Annotated in this window: 18 protein-coding genes; 9 read left to right on the forward strand and 9 right to left on the reverse strand. The window is 69.2% G+C overall.

The window, feature by feature from the left end; all coding sequences use genetic code 11:
• Positions 1–83 precede the first annotated feature (83 nt).
• Positions 84–1,142 carry a DUF2399 domain-containing protein gene (locus BXA10_RS26590; RefSeq protein WP_245828527.1) on the forward strand — a complete coding sequence of 353 codons (1,059 nt, stop codon included), beginning with the start codon at positions 84–86 and terminating at the stop codon, positions 1,140–1,142.
• Between the two features lie 217 nt (positions 1,143–1,359).
• Here BXA10_RS26590 and BXA10_RS30570 read toward each other — a convergent pair.
• The 4 genes from BXA10_RS30570 to BXA10_RS30575 form a co-directional block, all read right to left on the reverse strand.
• Positions 1,360–2,159, reverse strand: a protein-coding gene (locus tag BXA10_RS30570; protein ID WP_217696858.1) for an IS5 family transposase whose coding sequence is annotated in 2 segments (ribosomal slippage) — positions 1,360–1,823 and positions 1,823–2,159 — 801 coding nt in all. Because the reading frame shifts where the segments join, the coding sequence is not laid out codon by codon here.
• A gap of 702 nt (positions 2,160–2,861) precedes the next feature.
• The gene (locus tag BXA10_RS26605; protein ID WP_076473593.1) at positions 2,862–3,089 is read right to left on the reverse strand and encodes a hypothetical protein; all 228 of its coding nucleotides are present in this window, start codon (positions 3,087–3,089) and stop codon (positions 2,862–2,864) included.
• A gap of 299 nt (positions 3,090–3,388) precedes the next feature.
• Complete coding sequence (locus tag BXA10_RS26610) at positions 3,389–4,465, reverse strand: IS110 family RNA-guided transposase (RefSeq protein ID WP_076473594.1); 1,077 nt, start codon at positions 4,463–4,465, stop codon at positions 3,389–3,391.
• Between the two features lie 128 nt (positions 4,466–4,593).
• A protein-coding gene (locus tag BXA10_RS30575) for an IS5 family transposase (RefSeq protein WP_217696858.1) occupies positions 4,594–5,393 on the reverse strand; the annotation gives its coding sequence in 2 pieces (ribosomal slippage) (positions 4,594–5,057 and positions 5,057–5,393; 801 coding nt in all).
• Between the two features lie 423 nt (positions 5,394–5,816).
• On the opposite strand from BXA10_RS30575, the gene BXA10_RS26625 reads away from it, so the two are divergent.
• The 3 genes from BXA10_RS26625 (at position 5,817) to BXA10_RS26635 (ending at position 10,249) form a co-directional block, all read left to right on the forward strand.
• Positions 5,817–6,146: a hypothetical protein gene (locus BXA10_RS26625; RefSeq protein ID WP_076473596.1), complete on the forward strand. Its 330-nt coding sequence runs from the start codon at positions 5,817–5,819 to the stop codon at positions 6,144–6,146.
• A gap of 73 nt (positions 6,147–6,219) precedes the next feature.
• Entirely contained in the window at positions 6,220–8,136 is a 1,917-nt protein-coding gene (locus BXA10_RS26630; protein WP_245828530.1) for an Hsp70 family protein, read from the forward strand.
• A 1-nt stretch (position 8,137) separates the two neighbouring features.
• On the forward strand, positions 8,138–10,249 hold the full coding sequence (locus BXA10_RS26635) for a BTAD domain-containing putative transcriptional regulator (protein ID WP_139338160.1): 2,112 nt from the start codon (positions 8,138–8,140) through the stop codon (positions 10,247–10,249).
• A gap of 149 nt (positions 10,250–10,398) precedes the next feature.
• On the opposite strand, the gene BXA10_RS32760 is transcribed toward BXA10_RS26635, so the two are convergent.
• On the reverse strand, positions 10,399–10,593 hold the full coding sequence (locus BXA10_RS32760) for a suppressor of fused domain protein (RefSeq protein ID WP_084753348.1): 195 nt from the start codon (positions 10,591–10,593) through the stop codon (positions 10,399–10,401).
• Between the two features lie 350 nt (positions 10,594–10,943).
• Between BXA10_RS32760 and BXA10_RS26645 the strand changes: the two genes are divergently transcribed.
• Positions 10,944–12,551 carry an alpha/beta hydrolase fold domain-containing protein gene (locus BXA10_RS26645; RefSeq protein WP_076473597.1) on the forward strand — a complete coding sequence of 536 codons (1,608 nt, stop codon included), beginning with the start codon at positions 10,944–10,946 and terminating at the stop codon, positions 12,549–12,551.
• 36 nt (positions 12,552–12,587) lie between these two features.
• On the opposite strand, the gene BXA10_RS32295 is transcribed toward BXA10_RS26645, so the two are convergent.
• Entirely contained in the window at positions 12,588–13,010 is a 423-nt protein-coding gene (locus tag BXA10_RS32295) for a transposase (protein ID WP_076473598.1), read from the reverse strand.
• Positions 12,958–13,626 (reverse strand): IS630 family transposase, encoded by a 669-nt coding sequence (locus tag BXA10_RS32300; protein WP_245828538.1) that lies wholly within the window; start codon positions 13,624–13,626, stop codon positions 12,958–12,960. The genes BXA10_RS32295 and BXA10_RS32300 overlap by 53 nt, the downstream gene beginning before the upstream one ends.
• Before the next feature lie 616 nt (positions 13,627–14,242).
• On the opposite strand from BXA10_RS32300, the gene BXA10_RS31070 reads away from it, so the two are divergent.
• A complete protein-coding gene (locus BXA10_RS31070; protein WP_139338161.1) occupies positions 14,243–14,434 on the forward strand; it encodes a hypothetical protein in 192 nt (63 codons plus the stop codon).
• 505 nt (positions 14,435–14,939) lie between these two features.
• Here the strand turns inward: BXA10_RS31070 and BXA10_RS32765 are convergent.
• Positions 14,940–15,029: a hypothetical protein gene (locus BXA10_RS32765; RefSeq protein ID WP_084753350.1), complete on the reverse strand. Its 90-nt coding sequence runs from the start codon at positions 15,027–15,029 to the stop codon at positions 14,940–14,942.
• Between the two features lie 119 nt (positions 15,030–15,148).
• Here BXA10_RS32765 and BXA10_RS26665 point away from each other — a divergent pair, with 119 nt between their 5' ends.
• From BXA10_RS26665 to BXA10_RS26675, 3 genes are all read left to right on the forward strand, one after another.
• Complete coding sequence (locus BXA10_RS26665) at positions 15,149–16,030, forward strand: AfsR/SARP family transcriptional regulator (RefSeq protein WP_175649320.1); 882 nt, start codon at positions 15,149–15,151, stop codon at positions 16,028–16,030.
• 626 nt (positions 16,031–16,656) lie between these two features.
• A complete protein-coding gene (locus tag BXA10_RS26670) occupies positions 16,657–19,665 on the forward strand; it encodes a BTAD domain-containing putative transcriptional regulator (protein ID WP_245828532.1) in 3,009 nt (1,002 codons plus the stop codon).
• A complete protein-coding gene (locus tag BXA10_RS26675) occupies positions 19,662–20,822 on the forward strand; it encodes a DUF2637 domain-containing protein (RefSeq protein WP_076473601.1) in 1,161 nt (386 codons plus the stop codon). Before BXA10_RS26670 ends, BXA10_RS26675 begins: the two co-directional genes overlap by 4 nt.
• 431 nt (positions 20,823–21,253) lie before the next feature.
• Here the strand turns inward: BXA10_RS26675 and BXA10_RS26680 are convergent, their stop codons facing one another.
• Positions 21,254–22,234 (reverse strand): hypothetical protein, encoded by a 981-nt coding sequence (locus tag BXA10_RS26680; RefSeq protein ID WP_076473602.1) that lies wholly within the window; start codon positions 22,232–22,234, stop codon positions 21,254–21,256.
• Between the last annotated feature and the right edge of the window lie 219 nt (positions 22,235–22,453).

The following is a 22,453-nucleotide window of genomic DNA, read 5'->3' on the forward strand; positions in this document are numbered from 1 at the left end:
GGACGGCCCGCCTGCGGACCGAAACCCCACACCTGCCGCCGCACCGGCCCTCCGGGCTGCTCAGCGACACCGACTGGGCGTGGATGATCCGCAGCGAACACACCTGGCCCCACGTCGCCGCCCGACTCGGTACCCAAGCCGAAACGATCGTGCTCACCCTCGCCCGAGCGGGCTGCGTCACCATCGGGTACGACCTCAAAGGCAGCAGCCTCGCACCGACACCCAAGCGGGTCTACCCGCACCCCGACCTCGCCGCTGCCGAGCAGGACCGGCGCACCGCTCGCCGCGAGCGACGAACCACGCTGCAGTCCCGTGCCGCCGACCTCGCCGCCGACCTGCGCGACGAATGGCCCGGCGTCGCCCAGGCCCTGCGCGCTACCGATCACCCGGACCGGCTCGGATGGGCAGTCAACGCCGCCGCCGACCTAGCGGCCGGCGTCGTCCACGACTCCGTCCGCGCGTTCGTGCAAAACCATGCCGGAAACACCAAGGCGCGCGACGACGTCCAGCGGCTGCTGACCGACCTCGGGTTCGAACCCGACGCGCTCGCCGCGCTCGGCCTGTCCCGCAGTCCGTACATCGGCATCGGCGGCCCGATCCGGCTACGCACCGGCAACACTCGCGTCGACCTATCGCCGCTACCTGGACCACACGACATCCGCCTCAGCCAACGTCACTCGATCAACATCGACGTCCGCGCCGGCGCCGGCCCGCTACTCGTCATCGAGAACCGGCAGGCCGCCGAAACGATCTGCGATATGGACCCGGATCTGCCGGTCATCTGGTGCCATGGCCAGCCACCCGATCTCGTCGTCGAGCTGATCACCGAAGCAGCAGCGCAGACCCGGTCGACGCTGATCTGCACCGACGCTGACCTCGGTGGCGTACGGATCGCAGCCCGGATCCGCGACCGCCTCGCCGCAGACACGACCGTTCACGTCATCGACGTCGGCGTTGCCGAGCACAAGCCCGGCAGAGCTCTCTCGGCTCACAGTCGCGCTCAGCTAAAAACATTCACGACCAGACCGGACCAGATCGGAGCCTTCGCCCGCAGCTGCCTTGACCGCGGCTACGCTATTGAACAGGAAGCAACCGCGAGAATATCTCTGACCGCCGCACTGAACCGAAGTCCAGGCCACTGAGCAAAGGACGAGAACGCCCTGTTCATTGCACACACCGGGCTCAGTATCCAGGCCAGCAGGTGGTGCTGCAGGTCGCTGCCACCGGTTGCCATCTCAACCTTCGAGAGCGGGACGACTTACGTGACTTGGCGGCGCGGCTGATCTACTGGTGTGCGCCGTGGTGAACCCAGCTTGGTGCTGAGTCGATGCTCTGTCGATCGGCCCGGGTTAAGAACTCCTAACTCTTTGAGCGTTGGAGTCGGCGCCAGCAGATGATGGCGCAGGCGAGGGTGAGGAAGGCTTCGTGGATGTCGTCGCGGATCTCCCAGCGGATGCGCAGGCGGCGGAACCAGTGCAGCAGGGCGATGGTCTGCTCGACGACCCAGCGTCGGGTGCCGAGCCCGGAGCCGTGTGGGACGCCGCGTCGGGCGATGACGGGTGTGATGCCGCGGGTGCGTAGCTCGCGGCGGTAGGTGTCGAAGTCGTAGCCGCGATCTGCATAGATTCGGTCGGGTCGTTGCCGTGGTCTGCCTCGGATGCCCTTGATCTGGGGGATCTTGTCGACCAGGGGCAGGAGTTGGGTGACGTCGTGGCGGTTGCCGCCGGTCAGGCTCGCGGCGAGGGGAATGCCGCCCGCATCGGTGATGACGTGGTGTTTCGAGCCTGGCTTGCGGCGGTCGACCGGGCTCGGACCGGTTTTGGGCCGCCTTTGAGTGCCCGGATGTGGGAACCGTCGATCACCGCCCGGGACATGTCGAGTTGGTCGGCCGCTCTCAGCTTGCCGAGCAAAACCTCATGCAGTCGTTGCCACACGCCGGCGTCGTTCCAGTCCCGCAGCCTGCGCCAGCACGTCATTCCCGATCCGAACCCGAGTTCCTGGGGTAGGTACTCCCAGGGGATCGCGGTGTAGAGCACGAACAGGATCCCGCACAGCACCTTGCGATCATCGATGGGCTTTCGGCCCGGGAACCGATGCCGCCTGGGCGGACGGGGCGGCAACAGCGGTGCGATCTCGGCCCACAACTCGTCCGAGACGATCCACGGCGGCTGCTCACCCCTCCTCACGTTCAGACAGAACGATCCTCACGTCCCGCCCGTTACGCCCAACATCATTTCGTTAGGACCTCTTAGGCAGATCCGGGCGCTAGTGTTTCGTATGCCCGTGATCGACTTGGACGTACGGCCGGCCATCTCGTCGCCTTCACGACGCCCCCGCCGGAGGCTGATCCCCGTTGTGGGGGCGGTGCTGAGTCTTGGGGTCCTTACGGGTGAGCCGACCGGACCGATACGGTTTGACACGCCCGATCCGGCGATCGTATGCCGCTCTTCCGCAACTGCGTCAGATCACGTGGCGGCCCCCGACGTGGCGCAGCCTCACCTGGAGGTCGCCATCGATGTTCGTACCGGCGATATCGTCTCCATGCGGTGCCGCACGGCGGCTCGCCCGCTGATCTGACGTCGCGCCCCTCGCTGTGAATTCTTATGCGGCTGTAACACCGGCCCAGTTCGTGTCATGACTATCAGGATGCGAGACGCCGGGAGGTCGGGGCGCGTGGAACCAGGCAGCATGCCGCGTTCGAGCAGGCGTTCGAATCGAGCTACCACCCGGGCTGCGCTATTGCTATCGGCGGATGGGAACCACGAAGCGCGCCCTGGAGCTGACTCAGGAGACCGTTGTCGTTGCGTAGCGTCGGCGTCAGAGCGCGCCGGATCAGATCGCGCCGTGGCTGTATGGGATCCTCATGTCTGGGCAGGTCCGGCATAGCGGTACACCGGCGGGCAGGTCTCCGCTTCGTCGTGGACGTATTGGTGTTCGATCGGCTGACTGGGATTGTCGGCGACGCCGAGGTAGAAGCCTGCCTGGAGGAGCTGCACGACCTGAGGCAGCGTGCCCGTCTCGTCGACCTCGACTGGGGCGAGGCGGCCGTCGATCGGGCCCCCGAGGAACCAGACCTCAACTGCGGGCATCAGCGGCCTCCCACCGTGGCGCTGATCGCGGTCATCAGCCCCGCGATCGCGGTGATGAGGCTCGCGACCGCGCTGATCACGCCAGCCACCCGACCAGACGGTTCCAGACGGGCCGGCCTTCCCGCTCGACGTGCCCCTCGTGCCCGACGCTTGGTCATGCGCGTACCTCCGACCGGGTGGGATGCCCCGGTGACGCCCAGGGGTACTTCATCAGCAGCCGCGGCGAGCGCGCCAATTTGAGAGGCAGCGTCTGCGGATAACTCGTCGGCCTGATGCTCCTGTAACGCAAGCCGGCCTGTTCAGGCTCCCGCGAGGGCTGTGGATGACGGTGGCCGGATGCGGAGAGATTCCAAGATCATGGGGTAGACCTGACGGGCGATGTAACGCTTGAGGCAGCGCGAGATGTCTCTGCTGCTGAGTCCTTTCTCCCGCCGGCGGGCGACGTACTCCAGCGTCTCTTCGTGGTTTCTCATCCGGTTGATGGCCACGATGTAGAGCGCCCTGTTCGCCGTCCTGTCGCCACCGCGGTTCAGCCGGTGCCGATCCGTGCGGCCAGAGCTGGCGGGGATCGGTGAGACGCCGCAGAGGGCGGCGAACCCCCGTTCATCGCGGATCCGCGAGGGGTTGTCCCCGGCGCTGATGAGGAGTTGCGCAACCACGTCCGGGCCGACGCCGGGCAGTTCCATGAGGCGGGGTGCCGCCTGCGTGAGGAGCACCTGCAGGTCAACGTCGGCGTCCCGAATCTCTCGGTCCAGGTCGATGATGCGCCGCGCCAACCGGCGAACCGCAGTCTTGGTCGCCGCGACGGGGTCGGACCGGTCCAGGGCCGGACGCAGCGCGGCGGCAGCCATGATCAGTGCGGTCTTGCGCAGGTCCAGGAGCTGGGTGCGGAGGGGCTCGGGGGCGGTGCGGACCATGCCGATCAGTGCGTTCATCGCCGCGGTACGGGACTTCACAGCCGACGCGCGGGCGGTGCGGATCACCCGGATGGCCTCGACCTGGCCGTCCCGGGTCTTCGGGGTGGTCGTCGCGGTGCCGGCCAGCACGGCGCGGGCCGCCGCCTCAGCGTCGATCGGGTCGGACTTGCCGCGCTGGCGGCGCATCTTGCGGTTCGGGCGGTCGACCTCGACAACGTGGACGCCCTGGGCTCGCAGGTAGCGGGCCAGGCCGACGCCGTAGCTGCCAGTGCCCTCGATGCCGATGGCGCGTACCCCGCCGTGCTCGCTCACCCAGGCCAGCAGCGACCGGTAGCCGGCGACCGTGGTGGGGAACTGGCGGTGGCCGAGCATCCGGCCGACCTCGTCGATGACGACGGCGGTGTGGGTGTCAGCGTGGGTGTCCACGCCGGCGATGACTTCGAGCTGGTGGTCTGTCATGGTGGGTGGTGCTGTCCTTCCAGGTGTCCAGCCAGGGGCAGCACGCACCGTCGGGCGGACGGACGGACGGACGGACGGACGGACGGCACGGTGATGGGACCTCTTGCACAGGCTCCTGTTAAGAACTCCTAACTCTTTGAGCGTTGGAGTCGGCGCCAGCAGATGATGGCGCAGGCGAGGGTGAGGAAGGCTTCGTGGATGTCGTCGCGGATCTCCCAGCGGATGCGCAGGCGGCGGAACCAGTGCAGCAGGGCGATGGTCTGCTCGACGACCCAGCGTCGGGTGCCGAGCCCGGAGCCGTGTGGGACGCCGCGTCGGGCGATGACGGGTGTGATGCCGCGGGTGCGTAGCTCGCGGCGGTAGGTGTCGAAGTCGTAGCCGCGATCTGCATAGATTCGGTCGGGTCGTTGCCGTGGTCTGCCTCGGATGCCCTTGATCTGGGGGATCTTGTCGACCAGGGGCAGGAGTTGGGTGACGTCGTGGCGGTTGCCGCCGGTCAGGCTCGCGGCGAGGGGAATGCCGCCCGCGTCGGTGATGACGTGGTGTTTCGAGCCTGGCTTGCGGCGGTCGACCGGGCTCGGACCGGTTTTGGGCCGCCTTTGAGTGCCCGGATGTGGGAACCGTCGATCACCGCCCGGGACATGTCGAGTTGGTCGGCCGCTCTCAGCTTGCCGAGCAAAACCTCATGCAGTCGTTGCCACACGCCGGCGTCGTTCCAGTCCCGCAGCCTGCGCCAGCACGTCATTCCCGATCCGAACCCGAGTTCCTGGGGTAGGTACTCCCAGGGGATCGCGGTGTAGAGCACGAACAGGATCCCGCACAGCACCTTGCGATCATCGATGGGCTTTCGGCCCGGGAACCGATGCCGCCTGGGCGGACGGGGCGGCAACAGCGGTGCGATCTCGGCCCACAACTCGTCCGAGACGATCCACGGCGGCTGCTCACCCCTCCTCACGTTCAGACAGAACGATCCTCACGTCCCGCCCGTTACGCCCAACATCATTTCGTTAGGACCTCTAAGTCACACCCGTCCGTTCGGCGCGTGCACCCGGCGCGGCCGACAGATCAGAGCAAAGGGCAGCCGTGGCGCCAGGTGGATAGAGAGTCAGACCAGCGCCGGGAGCACGACGATCATGGCCGACCGGGCGGGACAGAGCATCTCACCGTGGATAACGCCGCCGCTTCCGCGCATCTGTGGTAGCGGCGGCGCAGCCGAGCCTGCGGGCGCGGCAGGATTGCCCAGGCACCGCCGCGGCCAACGACCTTGGCGCCCTCGATTAAATTGATCACAGCCGACCTGTGGGTGCACGTCGTGGGAGGGGGACGGATGGGCCCGTGGAGTCTGGATCGGGTGGACGAGTGGTTGGACTGGATCCACCGGCATCACGACGAGTTCGGCTACCGGTACATCTACTTCGCGTATCTCGCGGCGCGTGTTCCCGAGCCGCGCCACGGCGAGATCACCATGACGGTCAATCCCGACGGCAGCTGCCTGCTCCGAGCGGGAGGCCACGATCGAGGGCTTTTTCTGGCCGGTGACCGTGAGCGTGTGTGGTTCGTCGAGCGTTTCGAGCGGCGGTACTGCGGTGACTGGTACCCGAGCATGCAGGCGTGGGAAGCGGCTCAGCATGAGGATTTCCTCGAGGAAGCCCAGTGGCGGTTCGGCTCGGCGTCTCGCTGAGCCGGCTTGGGCGCGAGCTTCGCTGTCTGTGCGTGATCGGGAGATGACGTGAATGTGATCCTCATGTTTGACTATGTCTATGCGGGCGGGGGAGACGCGGCTAGCGATCGATTGCGGAACGACCAGCACCAAGGCGCTCCTGGTAGGGCCTGACGGCACCTCGACGCCGCTGTCCTTCGACGGGGTGCCCTACCTGCCCAGCGCTGTCTACGTCTGCGATGACGGCGAGGTGTGGACGGGACAGCAGGCCCGACATGCTGGTGTCGCCGCGCCGAGCCGGCTTATCCCGAGTCCCCGCCGGCCGGTCGACGATGATGTCACTGTCGGTGGGACGGCGGTGAACGCGCTGGATGTGGCGGCGGCACCGCTTCGCAGGGCCGCGGCGGAGGCCGAGCGGGTCGCGGGGGCTCCGGTGCGGGATGTCCGCCTGGTCGTGCCTGCGGGGTGGGGGCCGAGGCGGCGTACCTGGTTGCGGCAGGTCGCTCACCGGGCCGGGTTGCCGCAGCCACGTCTGGTCGAGGCCCCGGTCGCCGTCGCCGAGCATCTATTGGCCACCGGTGTGCAGTTGCCGGTGGGGGCGTTCATCGTCGTGTGCGATATCGGCGGGGGCGTGGAGGTGACGGTGCTGCGCCGGGGCCTGTCTGGCTTTGAGGTCCTCGCGACCCTCGCTGACTCTGCCGCTGGTGGCGCAGCCGTCGATCGGCGGCTCGTCGGCGCACTGCTGGGGGATGTGAACGTGGCGGGCGGCGACGCGGTGACCGGGGTGATGATGGAGAGTGTCCGCGCGGCGAAGGAAGCGTTGGGTGCCCATCCGGCCGTCACGGTGCCTCTTCCCGATCGGCCGCCGGTCATCGCGAACAGTGCCATGCTCGCCGACGCGGCCCGCGTCGTCCTGCAGCGGGTGGCGCAGCTGACCCAGGAGGCCGTCGCCGCTTCCGAGCTGACCGTCGGCGACCTCGCGGGCCTGTACTGCGTCGGGGGTAGCGCCCACCTTCCGGACTTGGGCAAGGCCATCGCCGAGCAGATCGGCATCACTCCCACCGTCCTCGCCGAGCCGCAATTGGCCGCGGCCCGGGGCGCCGCGGGCGCTGGCACCAGCGAGGCGGGCGGGCTCGGGGTGGAGGAGGTGCCGGTGCCGCCGGTGCGGCGAGCCGTCGCGATCGCGGTTCCCGGCTTCGCCTCTCTGGCGCTGATCTGGCAGTGCTTCATGACTGCGGAGCAGCGCAACACCATTGGTGTCTACCTGTGGGTGGCGAATTTGAACTGGGGCGAGTTCACCATGGCGGCGGTGTTCGCGCTGCTGGCGTGTCTCGCTGCGGGAACCGTCCTCGGGTCGTTGATCGCCGCCCGCAGTCCCACACCGGGCACCCGAACCGAAGGTGGGAAGGTCAGTGTCGGCATCCTTGCCGCGGTGTCCCTCGGCGCGGCGATCGCCGGCCTGTACGCGGTGATCGCCAGCCAGTACTTCGTCGGTGAGACGTTGGGCCGGTTCCTGAGCTGGGCGCTGTGGCCGATCACCCCGATCATTGGTATGGCGGTGGCGATGGCGGTGGTCGCCGCTCGGCAGTGGCGCGCCCCGCACGGCGGCTGGTCGGCGTTGCTGGCCGCGCCGACCGGCTCGATCGTCACCGCCACGCTCGGCATGCTGGTGGTGCAGTACGCGCTGACCGCCAGACGGTCCCAGGACACGGCTCTGTTGATCGACGTCGCCGGCAGGGTTGGTGGGCTGCTGATCGGCGTTGGGGTGGTCATGGCGCTGGTGCAGCCGCTGATGTTCCGGCTTATCCTCTCCGCTCCCCTCGTGGTGATCTCGGCGGCGATCGTCGGTCCTTATTCCACCGGGATCCTTGGTGTCATCTACGCCCTCGCCGTCGCGGTGTGGTGGGCGGCCCGCTTGTGGACCCGCATCCTCCGCCCTACCCAACCCGCACCGCCGGGGGAGGCACGGGTACTCGTGACCGGCGTCCGGCCGCCGGGTGGGGGTGGATGAGGTGCGGTGGCCGCGGCGGCTGATGTCGCTGCTGTTCGTCCTCGCGCTTCTGGCCGGCCCACCGGTGGTGTTGCTGTCCCTGTTCGGCCCACCCGTACGTGGCTGGCCGACCGCGGAGCAGATGCGGGTGTGGGTAGTGCAGCCGCTGACCGAGCAGAGCCTCACTATCGCGTTGACCATCGCGGCCTGGCTGGTGTGGCTTGTGCTCGCCTACACGGTTACGATCCGGGTCCTGACCCGCCTACGCGCGACCGTGGCCTGGCTGCGGCACCTTCCCCTGCCGACGCCCCTGCAGGCCACTGCCAGCGGGATGGCCGGCGCGGCTGTCCTCGGCGTCAGCGCCAACGCCGTGACCACACCGCCACCGCAGCCACCGCTACCCGTGACGGCAGGATCTTTCGACGCTTCCGAAGACACCACGGCGCAGGTAGCCGATGCCACGAGTCGGAGTGACGACGGGATCGCCGTGGCCGGGGGCTGGCTGCCCCGCGAGGTCGCCGAGCAGATCAGTGCCGCGGCAGCACTGGTTTGGCTACGCCGCCGCCGCGCCTACCGGCCTCACCCGCCTGGGCAACAGGGCCGCGAGGACCCGGACCTGGTTCCGTTGCCCGCGACCGTCGCCGCCGTGCGGAACGCCCTCGCCGATCACCCGTCACCGCCCACCGGCGCCGCCGACACCTCAGCCGGGTCGCCGCAGGGCCAGCCGGCAGCGCTGGGTGCCCTCCCACCAGCGGGCGCAGGGTTCACCGGGCCGGGCGCTCTGGCCGCGGGACGGGGCCTGCTGGTCACCACCCTGCTGGCCGGACAACGCCACCCGGGCGTGTCGCTGGTCATCACCCGGACCGTCCTGGCAAGCCTGCTCGGTTCGGCTCCCGACGCGCTGACCCAGCGCCTACCCGGGCTGGCCGTCGTTGATGGCATCGACGAGGCGTCGCGGTTCTTCACGCTCCCTTCCGCTGGCCGTGGCCATGGCGGACAAAACCACGTGAAGCGACATGCGGAGCAGACGACGCATATTGTTCGGCCCGCACCTGCCCTGATCGTCGACGAAGCGGCCGCGACCGGCAACCCCGAAGCCCTGGCAGATGTGGCCATCACCGCCGGCACCGTGGTCGTGCTCGGTCGGTGGCCGGCCGGTCAGACGTGGCAGGTCGACCTTGCGGGCCACACCAGCGATCGGGGCGCTACCGGACGGGCCGGGCCACGGTTGTGCGTGCTCGACCAGGTGACGGCCACCGACCTGCTCACTGTGATCGCCCACGCCGACCAGACGCCACCCGACCCTGTCGCGGCGGATCCGATGCCGCGCTCCGCCCTGGAACCCGTTCCATGCCTGAGGCGGCAGCCGCATCGGCATGAACCCGGTGCCCGGCCCGGCGGCGGCAGCCGGCGGCTGGAGCTGCGTGTCCTGGGCGAGCCGGCGTTGCTCGTCGACGGTCAACCATTGACCGTGCGTCGTTCCGCCGCGATGCAGGTTCTCGTCCTCCTGGCCGCACATCCGGACGGAGCGAACACCCAGCATCTGACCGACGCCATTTGGCCGGGCTTGCCCCGCCGCTCTCTGACTGGCCGCCTCTACACGACCCTGAGCGACCTGCGCGCCGCCGTCCGGACCGCCTGCGGCCTGAGCATCATCGATCACACAGACGACCGGTACCGGCTCACCCCAGGTCTCGTCGATGTCGACCTGTGGCGGTTCCACCACGCGGTCCGCCAGGCCGCCACCGCCGTCACCGATGCCCCGACAGCGTGGCAGGGCGTCATCGACGCCTACCCGGGCGATCTCGCCGCCGGACGTAACTGGTCCTGGCTCGACCCGATCCGCGAGTCCACCCGCCGGCAGGTCCTCGACGCCCACGCGGCCCTCGCCGACGCCGCGCCGGACGCCCAGCACGCCCTTGCATGGCTACAGGCCGGCCTCCGCGTCGACCCCTACAACGCCGACCTGCATACCCGCGCGGTCAACACGCTCATCGCCCTCGGCGACCACGCCACGGCTGACGAGCTGCGCGAGGCCTACGCCCGCCGTCTGGCCGACGCCGGTATCGGCCCCAGCGACGCCGTCCTCGCGACAGCCACCAGCGTGGGCCACGCCACGGTTCCCACTCGATAAGACCATCCTGCGGTGCCCGAGCCGCTGCTCGAATCGCGGCAGATCCGGATACTCGATCACCCGCCTGCTGAGGCCTACGAGCCCAACCCATCCAGCACTAGTCCTGCCCGACCGGGGTCAGCCCGGTCCGGTTTCTGAGCCGCGAATGCCTACTCAAGCGTCCCCCACCCGAACTTCTGGATCACCTCAGCTTCACCAGTGGTGATCGGAACCAACCACGTGAAGACCACCGGCGCGGGTTCGGTATGGCAGACGGCAAAGGACTCCGGCAAGTATCTCGGGCCGACCGCCACGATGGCTGCGGTCTGGCCGCCCGGGAAGAGAGATCCGCGCGGACCAATCAGCTGCCATGCGACAAGCTGGCCCCGCGGCGCACCATCTCACCGGCCACCTGAAACAACAGCCTGGCCGCCCAAGCCGGATAGTCATCGGTTGGAACGTGCATCACCAACTCTTGGTGCAAGTCCCCCTCGGAGGGCGCATGCGCCGCACGATCACGCCGGCTCTGCTGACGGGAAGACAGGCGTGAGTGTACGCGGCCGACCATGGCCACTGCGGGTGGAGCCGGGCGCCAACGCCTGGCCGGGACGTGCGCTGGCCAGCGTCGAGCCGCCCGTTCGGGTTCTTGACGACATGCCAAGTTATGCCGCGAAGGCGGTGCCGGTTGCGGTAAGTGTGAAGGAGGAGGTGTCCGATGACGCTGCCGTACGCGACCTTGCCGGGCGACCTCGACCACCTGATCGCCGACGAGCACGTGGTGGCGAACCGCCTCTTCGAGCACCTCGAGGCCGGACGCGGTGACCGGCGCATGCTGGTCGACCAGGTGAGTTACGGCCGCGCCCTGCACGCCCACGCCGAGGAGGAGGTGTTGTATCCGGCACTGGCCGAGATCGGCGTCGCCGCGGACGCCGAGGAAGGGCTGGACGAGCACCAGGCCCTCAAGAGGCTGCTCGTCCTGCTGGACCATGCGGATCCCGGCAGTCGCAAATTCGAGCGGGCGCTGAACAAGCTGATCGGCGGCATCCGGCACCATATCGAGAAGGAGGAACGGGAGTTCCTGCCGGCGCTGCGTCAGGCGGTGGGCGCGGAGGAGATGGGTCGGCTCGGCGAGCGGTACCTCGCCGCCAAGCGGTCGGCCCCGGCCCGCTCGCATCCCACCGTCCCGCCCACCGGACGCCGTCGCAGGCTCATGCGCGTGGCCGCCGGGTTCATGGACAAGGTCCGCGACCGGGTATCCGGCCGCAGCAATGTCCTGTCGACCGACGCCTCCTGGCTGCTCGACCACCAGGCGCAGCGGATCCTCGACACCTGGTCCCGACTGGTACTGGCCCCGTACGAGCTCCTCACCCCCGAGCAGGCCCGCCAGCAGCCGAGCCTCGCCGACGCGGCGATGGAGATCCTGCAGCAGGACGGGCGGCCGACGGACCCCGAGGAGGTCGGATCGGCAGCGGACGTCACCGTCCCCGGCCCGGGTGGTGATCTGGTCGTACGCGTCTACAAGCCGCTCGGCCAGACCTCCGATCCGGTGCCCGTCGTGATGTGGGTGCACGGTGGCGGTTGGATCCTGTTCACGAACGACGACTATGACGCGTCCTGCCGCGCCCTGGTCAACCGGACGGGCGCGATCGTGGTGTCGCCGGAGTATCGCAAGGCTCCCGAGCACGTGTTCCCGGCCGCCCACGAGGACGTGCTGGCCACCTACCGGTGGCTCCGGACCAACGCCGCCGGGCTCGGCGGCGACCCGTCACGCATCGCTATCGGTGGCGAGGGCGTCGGGGCGAACATGGCGGCTGCGACCTGCGGTCAGCTCAAGCAGGCAGGTGAGCCACTGCCCGTGGCGCAGGTGCTCGTCTGCCCGCTGACCACCACCGCCCAGTACGGCGCGTCCATGCGGGACGCCGCAGACGCCCGGCCGCTGAATCGTCCACTGCTGTCCTGGATGATGATGCACGCCTTCCTTGGCGTGACCGACAGCCTGAAAGACCCCAGGGTCGATCTGCTCCCGCTCTCCGCGCAGGGCCTCGCCGGTCTGCCGCCGACGCTGATCGTCACCACCGACCGCGACGTGCTGCAGAGCCAGGGCGACGAGTGGTGCGCCCGCTTGGAGGCCGCCAGCGTGCGGGCCACGTCGGTCCGTTACTTGGGAGTGATGCACGACTTCTTCGGCCTTGCGGCGGTGCTGGACAAGGCCGCGCTCGCCCAAGAGGAGGTCGCCCTGCACCTGCGCCAGGCGTTCGGGGAGGCCCCGGCAGCACATCCGTTGGATGGTGCGCCAATGCGAAGGCCCAAGGTCATCGGGTGACGCGGGCTGCCATGTCGCGGATCGTCTAGTGCCGCGTCATGCAACCTTGAACGGGTAATCGGGGTGGCGGATCTTGGAGTTGATCGCGAATCCGGATTTCGGGCGTGCTCGCTGGTTGCGCCAGCGGATGTAGTTGCCGATGGCGGCATCCTGCCCGGCGTGGGTGCGGTGGTCGGTGCCGTTGAGGGCGAAGTAGCGGACGGCGGCGAACTCGGCCTCGATCCAGTTCGGCCAGGACGCATAGGTCGGTAGAAACACCAGCTCGACCTGGTTCGCGGCGCACCAGGCGCGGACCTCGGGATGCTTGTGCGGGGAGAAGTTGTCGCAGATCAGGTAGAGACGCTGGTTAGGCCAGCGGCGGCGCAGGGTCTTGAGGAAGTACAGGAACTCGCGCCAGCGTTTGCGGTCACGGATGCGGTAGTGCAGGCGCCCGGCGGCCAGGTCCAGGGCGGCGATCATGTGCCGCACGCCCGTAGGTGGCCTGCAGCCGCGCCGGCTGCCCGTGAGGTCGCCAGGCGCGGCCAGGACGGGGTTGCAGGTGCGGTCCGAACTCGTCCACGCAGATCACCCGCCCGTCCGCCGGTGGATGGTCGTAGAGGTCCAGGATCCGGCGCATCTTGGCCGTGAAGTCGGGGTCGTTGCTGGCCTTCCACGTCTTGGTGGCCCGCCACGACACGCCCCGCTCATGCAGGATCCGCCGGATCGTCTCGACGCTGACCGCCGTGACGTAGCCGGCGTCGATCAGGTAGTCGCGCAGCTTGGCCAGGGACCAGCAGGAGAAGGGTTTGCCGAGGAAGCGGGGGTCGCACCGGGCGATGACGCAAATCCAGTCGCGGGTCTGCTCATCGATCTGTCTCGGTGCGCCCCCGCTCCATTTTGGGTCGAGTGCGTCGAACCCCCGTTCGTTGAACGCGTGGATCACGTCTCGGACGTAGTTTTCGCTGGTCTTGAGCAGGTGAGCGATGTCCGGCGGAGGCTGCCCCTGGGCGGACATCAGCACCACGATCGCCCGGCGCAGCTTCACCGGGTCCTTCGCTGTGCGGGTGATCCGCTGCAACCGCTGGCTCTCGGCCATCGACACCTGCCGGACGCGAACACATCCGCGCGTCTACCCACCCGGCACCACCTCCCCAAGCAACATGCGTTGGGAGACAGAATGCCCGAAGGCCCGTCAGAACCGACGGATTACACGATCAACGTTCAAAGACGAAGCACTAGCCCGCCGACAGTATCCGGCCTGTTCTCCGTCCGTGGTTTCTGGAGCAGTGAGGATTCGTGGGCACTATCCGCTCACCAAGAGGTCCCAGCGGTGCGGTCGCTCGCCACGTAGATGGACGTCCCCGCGTCCCGGGGGAGGCATGTGGCCGGCTGCAACGCGCGCTGATGGCTGAGGGTGTGCGCCCGGCAGGGAATAGTTCCTTTGAGGCGGTGGTAGCCTCTTCCAGCGAAGTGCCCGCAATTGTTGACGTGACCTTGAAGATCGAGCGAGTCCGTCCGCTTCGGGCCGGAGTTGGGTACGCGTGCTCACAGATCGGGGGACGAACGGGCCGCCTGGTGTCAGACGACCTTGCGGTTAGTCTGGCTGGTGCCGCCGTCGGCATGGAACTCCCGGTCACCACCAACGAGTGGCTCGATGTCGGCCCCAGCGGTGCTTCTCGGGCTTTCGCTGGAAACGGGCTCGGGGTGGCCGGTTGCCGTCGTTCGTGGTGATGCCTGGCGATGCCGAATGCTGGTTCACGGTGAACATCCGAATCACCGACAGTAAGTCAGGGGAAACCATGACCCTCAATTTGACTGATTCCGGGCAGCCGTTCGTGCTGCGGGGACGGACGACATCCAGCCGGCAGCATGCGTATTTCGAGATGGGCAGCATTTATTCCTAGCAATCCGGTTGGTATGCCACGAACAGGTCGCCCGAAGACAGCGCTTGACCCTGCCTGACGTGGAGTATCCGACTTTCTTCGCGGTCGCCCTGTGGAAGCTGTGGCCTACTGGCTGCGCGAGAGTCGACCTGGACCCTGAGCCGCGAGCCGAGAGGCATCGGCAAGTCACTGCCTTCGGTCTACCGGTACCTTCCGCCGGAATGCCCCCGGCAACCGGGGATCGCCAAGCAACGAGCCAGCGGCAGCCCGGAACCGTACAACGCCCGAGCCGAAGCGAGTGAAGTCAACGGACGCGACGGCCAGTCGACAAACACAAAGGCGACGGCATCTTCCGCGAGGACCCGGAGGTGGGCTGGGGCGTCACCCGCTCAGCCCGCCCGGCGGCTGATCTCAGCGTCGGCGATGGCACGTTACCGGTCGACGTGGGCCGACGCCGCCGGTCTTGCCCGGGGTCCGGACGCCTGTTGGGCCCCCTACCCCGGACGGCGGAGGCTGGACTGGTTGGCTACAGGTGCGCGATCAGCGGCTGTGCACGCGGGTCGAGGTTGTACCCGTTGTCCCAGGGGCACCGGCCCTGCTGGTCGGGCCATACCATCTGCTGGAGGCGGATTCGGTGGCGGCCGTAGCGGGCGATCGCAGGTCGACCCGGACGGCCACACACACGACACACAGCGCCCCGAACAGCCCGGTCCACGGTTGTGCGTCCTCGACTCGGTGGCGGCTGTCGACCTGCTCATCGTGATCGCCCACGTCGATCCACCACCGCTCGAGCCCTCGTCCCCCATGCCGTCCCCAGGTCACGCCGCGCCACCTCGGCAGCTGCCACGGCAGGCGGCCCGGCAGCAATTCCTGCCCCGTCCTGCAGCCGCCGACCGGCGGCTGGAGTTGCGCGTTCTGGGCGAGCCGGCGCTGCTCATCGACGGCGAACCATTGAACGTCCGCCGCGGTGCCGCCGTCCAAGTCCTTGTTCTGCTCGCCACCCACCCCGACGGAGCTGACACCCGGCAGCTGACCGACGCCATCTGGCTGGGCCTGCCCCGCCGATCGCTGAGCGGCCGCCTCTACACCACGCTCAGCGAACTCCGTGGCAGCATCCGGGCCGCCTGCGGGCTGAATCTCATCGATCACGCCGACGACCGCTACCGCCTCAACCCCAGCCACCTCGACGTCGACTTGTGGCGCTTATACGCCGCGGCCCAGCACGCCGCGACCGCTGTCACCGACACCACAAGCGCCCGGCAGGCCGTCATCGACACCTACACCGGCGACCTCGCCGCCGGACGCACCTGGCCCTGGCTCGACCCCATCCGCGAGACCATCCGCCGCCACATCATCGACGCCTACGTAGCCCTCGCCGCCGCCGCATCCGGCCCCCGTCACGCCTTGGACCTCCTCCAAGGCGCCATCCGCATCGATCCCTACAACGCCGAGCTGCACGCGCGCACGATGAACGCCCTCGGCGCGCTCGGCGAGCACGACGCGGCGGCCCAGCTGCACGAGGGCTATATCCGGCGTCTCATCGAAGCGGGCCTCGACCCTGTTGACGATGCCCGCGCTGCGGACGCTGGACTGAACGGCGCCGCCGTTAGCAGCTAGCCGGACCGCTCGCAGAGGACGCCTTGGCTGCGACGAGTGGGGGCCAGGACCGCGACGGGCATGTCTCGGAAGACAACAGGGGGCCGCACTCGGTCCGTCCCGCCTCGCCGACACCAGTGGATGTATGAGCCGGGTGACTGCTTGCCGCGGGGACAACCCGCGCCTGCCCCAGCCGACATGTCATGACCCTCGTGAAGCCATACCGAAGGTCATGAAGGCGGCTGGCGGCAGGTTCGATCGCGTGGAAACCGGATCGGGAGATGAGTGGTTCCTTCACCTACTTCGGCTTTGCCGCATAAGGGTTGAGCCGCCCGGGACGAGCCATGTCGCCCTGCCCGGCTCCTGTTCGGCGCCTTCCTCGCACCGCCTCGCTGACCTGCAGGTGTGAGCCCGTGTGAGGTGGTGTGAGGTCCTGTAAGACGCCATCTCGATCTCCAGCGGCATCGACGGCCGTAGCGTCACCGCATTGCTTCAGCCGGGACCCGTAGGCATCCGCCTTGGACCGCTGGGCGCCAGCTGCGGGCGAAGGAGGCTAGGTGACGTCACGACCTGTTGTTCCTGCCGTAGTCACGTCTGTGCTGTGCACGGCAGCCGTGCCCATCGTCTTCGCCGGCGCTGGCGTGTGGGTGCCCGAGGTGCCGTCATCGGCCGCTGTCCGGCAGTGGATCGCCGAGCCGATGGGCCCTGACCTCATCATGGTCTTGGCCGGAGGAGGCGTGCTCGTGCTGTGGCTGTTGCTGGCCACGGCCGTCCTGATGCGCGCCTACACGGCGCTGGCCCGCCGGTTGCGCGCCACACCCGCGTTCCGGCTTCCGGGGCCTGTGCAGGGTCTCGCCGCCGCGCTGCTCGGGACGACCGCCGTGACCACCGTCGCGGGCGCCGCCGCGCACGCCGGCCCACCCGCCGCTGCCGCGACCGTCGACGGTGACGCGCAGGCCAGCGCGGCAAGATCCACGGCCACCGCCCAGAGCGACCGAGAGCGGCAAGAGACGCGATCAACAGGCCAGCCATCCGTTTATACCGTCGAGCGCGGCGACAGCCTGTCAAAAATCGCCAAGCGTCAGCTCGGAGACGCCGACCGGTGGCCGGAAATTTTCGCCCTCAACCGCGGTCACCGTTTCCCCGACGTCGGCGGCACACTGCGCGACCCGAACGTCATCCGCCCCGGGTGGACCTTGAAACTGCCCGCCGACGACCCGGGACAGCCCGGCCCGGGGTCAACGCCGCGGTGGCCCTCCACCGACAGCCCCAACCCGCCACCACCCGATGGCACTGACATGCGCCCGCCGGCCGGGCCGACCCTGAGCCCGACGCCAGGCTCCGCCAACACCACCGCCCCGACGCCAGGCAGCAACGGTGCGACCGAACCTGATTGCGTGAGCGGCAACGGCGCCGACGCCGCTGACTCCGCAGCGAACCGTAGCCACGAGGCGGGGGAGACCACGCGAGGCGTGCGGCTGCCCAGTGGTAGCTGGCTCGACCTCGGTGTCGCGCTGGCCATCGCTGCCGCGGTCGCGCTGGTCTGGGCACACCGGCAACGCCGCTACGTGCCGGGCAAACCCTCGACGCGGCCCCGCCTCGACGACGCGGACCTCAGGCCCATGCCTCACGTGGTACAGCAAATCCGCCACGGCCTCCGCCGTGTCGCCAACGGGAACGGCATGGCGCACCAGGACGCCGGACATCCGGCCGACGAGGCTGTCGATGAAGGCACGCAGCCCACCCAGCTCAGCGACATAGCTGGCCTTCACCAGGCCAATGCCCCCACTGAGGACGGTTCCCGAGGGTCGGCCAGCCGTGACGACGATGCGCCGGATGCTGGCGACCTGGTGCCGGCTCTCGCGTACCCACTAGCCGCGTGGCCGCCGGCAGGGCTAGGCCTGATCGGGCCCGGCGCGGAGGCCGCCGCCCGCGGGCTCCTCATCGCCGCCCTGGCAGCCGACACCACGCCCGATGCCCGTACCCAGGTCGTCATTCCGGCGGCGACCGCGACAGCCCTGTTGGGTGTCGCCGCCATCAACCTGCCTCGCACCCCGAGGATGACCGTCACTAACGACCTCACCGAGGCCCTGGCAATCGTCGAGCACCATGCGATGTACCGGGCTCGGCTGCTCGATCAGCACGATGTGCGCACAGTCGACGAGCTGCGCGCCGCCGACCCCTACAAGGAAGCCCTCCCGCCGGTCATGCTGCTGGCCGGGCCCATCGGCCGCCACGAGCGCGTCCGCGTCGCCGCCCTGCTCGCCCAGGGTCAACACCTGGACATCCACGGGGTGCTGCTCGGCGGATGGTCCGACGGCGACAGCATCCACGTGACCCCCGATGGCGGGGTGAGCCCGGCCGATGATGACTCGCCACGTGGCCCCCGCGCCGCCGGCGTCAGCCGTCTCACCGTGCTCAACCCCGCCGAGACCCTAGACATCCTCGCGACCCTGACCGAATCGCACACCGGCCACCTGCCCGCATCCGCTCTCGCCGAAGCTTCAGCCCACTCTCGGCCACCAAGCGGCGCCGATAACGCACCCGCCGCGAACCGGCCGTCATCATCAACACCAGCGCCCCAGATCACCCTTACACCCTCGCCTGGAACGTCCGACGACGAGCGGAATGACACCGACGCGCGGAACCCGAACGAGGCGAGCGACGCCGCCAGTCGCGAAGCATGCCCACCCACTGCCGGCGTAACCGCCACCGCGCCCACCCCGGAAATGACCGCCGCCCCCGCTCACGCCGACGACAGTGTCGCGGCCCGAATCGACGGTGAAACCGCCGCCGAGGGCAGCAGCGAGTCCATGCCCGCGATCGACGCGCCCGCCGCCAACACTGATGAGACGCCACCGCCGGCAGCACCGCAGCACGAGGCGGTCGAGGTGGTGGTCCTCGGCAAACCCGCCATCATCGGCGCCGACCCGCGGCGCGCCCTGCGCGCCAAGTCCATGGAACTGCTGGTGTACCTGGCGGCGTGCGACGGCGACGCCTCCACCGAGGCCATCCTCGACGACCTGCTGCCCGACGCCCCCGCCAGCAAGGCCATGCACCGCCTGCACACCTACATCTCAGACCTACGCGCCGTACTGCGACACAACGCCGGACCCGGCACCTACCTCACCCGCACCCACCACCGATACCAGCTCAACACCGACCGCTTCAACCTCGACCTGTGGCGCATGCGCGCGGCGATCCGCGCCGCCGACACCGCCGGATCACACACCGAACGCGCCGAGGCACTGCGCCGCGCCGTGGCCACCTACCGACCCCTGGCCGACGGCTGCGACTACGAATGGCTCGAACCCCACCGCCACGCCGTCCAACGCGAAGCCCTCGACGCCGCCACCGCTCTCCTCGAGGAACTCGCCGACCAGCCCGCCGAGCAAGCCGCCGTCTGCGAAACCGCCCTGCCCCACCACCCCTACGCCGAGGTGCTGTACCAGCAGGCGATGCGCGCCCACGCCCGCCTCGGGAACCTCGACACCATCCGCGCGCTGCGCCGCACCCTCACCCGACGCCTCGCCGAAATCGACGCGGAAGTCTCCGACGACACCCTCGCCCTGGCCGACCGCCTCGCCACCGACCTGCGACAACCCCGACGCAGCCCCCGCAACCCACGCCCTTCTGACGACGGAGCGTCCGCATGAGCCCCGACACCCTGGCCAGCGTCGCCACCGCCGACGGCGCGCACCTCGGCGGTAAGCAACTGCGGCGGCTGCGGTGGGCGGTACGCGCCACTCTCGTCCTCGGCGTCGCCGCGTCGGTCGCCGCGAACGTCCTGCACGCCCGCCCGAACCCGATCAGCCAAATCATCGCCGCGTGGCCACCCCTGGCCCTACTGCTCACCGTCGAGCTCATCTCCCGCGTGCCCCACCACCGCTGGTACCTCGGCGCGATCCGCATCACCGCCGCCGCGACCATCGCCCTCATCGCCGCCTGGGTGTCGTACTGGCACCTCGTCGGCGTCGCCGCCCGCTACGGCGAAACCGGCTACGGCGCCGCCTACCTGCTGCCCATCTCCGTCGACGGCCTCGTTCTCGTCGCCAGCGTCAGCCTCGTCGAAATCACCGCTCGCATACGAGCCGCATCCACGCGCATGGCTCTCGCGACCACTGCCGAACTGTCCAGGGCACCTGCGGCCGCGGTCTCCGCCTTGTCGGCCCCTGGTGAGGCCACCGTCGCCGCACCTTCCACAGGCCGCTACCGACGCGCGGATCCCGGGCGCCCCGCCGCGCCGGCGACAGCCCCTCGTCGTCCGATCTCGCCTCAGCACGCCCCTACTGCGCCGTCCGACAGCAGCGGCGCTGACGGCGGTGACGACCCGGCAGCGCCGCAACCCGGCATCACCAAGCGCGATCCTGGCAACGTTCTGGCAGCTGACGTCGCTAAATCGCCCACCGCCGGGACCGGCAGACCGGCCGTCGCACGCGCGGCCAAGGCACCAGGCCCGCCGCCGTCCGTGACGGCGCCGCAAGCGGCTCCCGTCACGAACGCCGAGGTGACTCCCACGCCGGCAGAGGGTATCGTCGCACCGTCAGCGGCGGAGGGCACCAGCGGTCACGGCCTGACGGATCCATCGCACGATGTCGCCGTGATAGCTGACACCGCGTCCGCCGTCGCCTACTGGCGCCGCCGCGAGCCCGCGCTGCAGCCAGCGGAGGTCGCTGCGCGAATCGGCAAGTCGGAACGGACCGTGCGCCGGCACTGGCACCAGCGAGGCACCACTAGCGCGGGCCACCGTAACGGCCACCCCGCCGGCAAAAATCGGCAGCACCCGGCGGCCAACTCCGGATCGGTCGATTGACCGACCCCACCTCTCCCACCGGGAGAGCCGCCCCAACGACAAAAAGGCTCCGTCTCTTGCTCTCATCGGCACCGTGTGGGTCGAGCCGGACCGTGCTGTCGGCGTCGGGTCAACGTGCCCAACCGGGTACAGCCGAACGCGGACGGGTCCGTGACGATGTTTAACGGTGCGGATCCCGGAGGACAGGCGCTCTACCCTCGATCTGACCATGGACTTCAACGACTATCGCTGCCCGAGTCGGGGCCGAGATCACGGTTACTAAGGGTGACTGTCCTGGCGTCCGAATCGCGCGGATCGCGGCAGAAGCGTGTACCCGATCATCGAACGCCGGCCGGGTCCAGCCGGCCTCGCTGTATGCCAGCGATCCATGACCACTGCGGCGGTCCGGCACCGACGCCTTCGTGCCGAGAGCAGGAGGCGGAGTTGCTCGCTTATTGAGCCAGCCGGCGGCACCCCGCCCGGCTGTGCGGCAAACCGGCCTGCCTGAAGACGAGACTGCAGCTTCCGTTCGTCGCGTCCCAGAGCTGGTCGTTTGCGACAAGGGCCCGAAGCAGCACACGCTGCGTTTCGGTCAGCGGCCGGCCCTTCCCATACGGCGTGGGGAACGCGAACCGCACCAACGCCCCCCAGCCATCGTCGAAGCCGGTCCAACTGTCCCGCCTGGCCACTTGGCAGGCCGCCGCAGCGACCGCTTCGAAGTCGACGGCGATGCGGATCGCCGCGGCGACCAGTTCGGATCGATGCAACCCAGGGGGCGGCGGGTCCGCCAACGCGGCCAGAATAAGCTCCCGGCTCCGCGGGTCGTCCTCGTGGGCCAGCGCAGCCCGCAGCCGTACCGCAGGGTCCAGGTCGGTGAGCCGATCGCGGACGTCGACGTCGACGTCGAGCCGGCCGAGGCAGTGAACCCAATCCGCCTGCGGCCCGGCATTGCGTTCCGCCCACTGCAGGACAAGAACGGCTAGTTCCTCCCGCCGGTCCGCAAGGCGCGGTGTCCGGGCGATCGCCACCAAATTCTCTGCGCGGAACAGGGCCCGGTCCGGCGGGGATGCCACGAACAGCGGAAGCACCACCGGGTACGCCTCCGCGAGCGCGTCAGCAAGGTCCGGCAGCACCTCGGCGAAGTAGCGATCGTCGGCCAGGCCGGTCACGCTCAGGGCCGCGTCGCCCAGGAACTGCAGGAGCGATTCGACTGTGTCCGGGTGCGCACGCCCGTTGGCGAGCAGCGTGGTCAGGGCCCGGACGACCGGCGCGGTCGCCGTCTCGGGAAAACCCTGGTGCAGCACGGCGATGTCGAGGTGGTTCAGCGCCGCCGCGCGAGCCTCGGCGTCGCCGGACTCCAGCGCTTGCAGGTGCTTCGGCGTATCGGTGGCCCAGCCGTACGCGTGTTGAAGCCGACCCCAATCAACCGTCATCGTGTGTTCCTCGCCTGTCGTCGCCGCGCACGCATCCCGATGATCACACAAAGGCTGACGCTCCTCGGCATCCGCTCATCAGCATGACAGCGCGCCTGCGTCGGGCGCGGCCATCGCGCGGATCGCGGCAGATCAGGACGCCGGGGCGGCGGCACGGTCGCTCGTCGCCACGACGGCGTCGATCTCGAACTCGACCAACCACGCCGGGTCGATGAAGCG

The sequence above is a fragment of the Micromonospora avicenniae genome (assembly GCF_900156065.1).
Classification (GTDB): domain Bacteria; phylum Actinomycetota; class Actinomycetes; order Mycobacteriales; family Micromonosporaceae; genus Micromonospora; species Micromonospora avicenniae.

Coding starts and splice junctions, on each gene's coding strand:
- BXA10_RS26590 (WP_245828527.1), top strand. CDS start 84: ATGATCCGCAGCGAACACACCTGGCCCCACGTCGCCGCCCGACTCGGT.
- BXA10_RS26605 (WP_076473593.1), bottom strand. CDS start 3,089: ATGCCCGCAGTTGAGGTCTGGTTCCTCGGGGGCCCGATCGACGGCCGC.
- BXA10_RS26610 (WP_076473594.1), bottom strand. CDS start 4,465: ATGACAGACCACCAGCTCGAAGTCATCGCCGGCGTGGACACCCACGCT.
- BXA10_RS26630 (WP_245828530.1), top strand. CDS start 6,220: ATGTCTATGCGGGCGGGGGAGACGCGGCTAGCGATCGATTGCGGAACG.
- BXA10_RS26645 (WP_076473597.1), top strand. CDS start 10,944: ATGACGCTGCCGTACGCGACCTTGCCGGGCGACCTCGACCACCTGATC.
- BXA10_RS32295 (WP_076473598.1), bottom strand. CDS start 13,010: ATGATCGCCGCCCTGGACCTGGCCGCCGGGCGCCTGCACTACCGCATC.
- BXA10_RS32300 (WP_245828538.1), bottom strand. CDS start 13,626: ATGGCCGAGAGCCAGCGGTTGCAGCGGATCACCCGCACAGCGAAGGAC.
- BXA10_RS32765 (WP_084753350.1), bottom strand. CDS start 15,029: ATGGTATGGCCCGACCAGCAGGGCCGGTGCCCCTGGGACAACGGGTAC.
- BXA10_RS26675 (WP_076473601.1), top strand. CDS start 19,662: ATGAGCCCCGACACCCTGGCCAGCGTCGCCACCGCCGACGGCGCGCAC.
- BXA10_RS26680 (WP_076473602.1), bottom strand. CDS start 22,234: ATGACGGTTGATTGGGGTCGGCTTCAACACGCGTACGGCTGGGCCACC.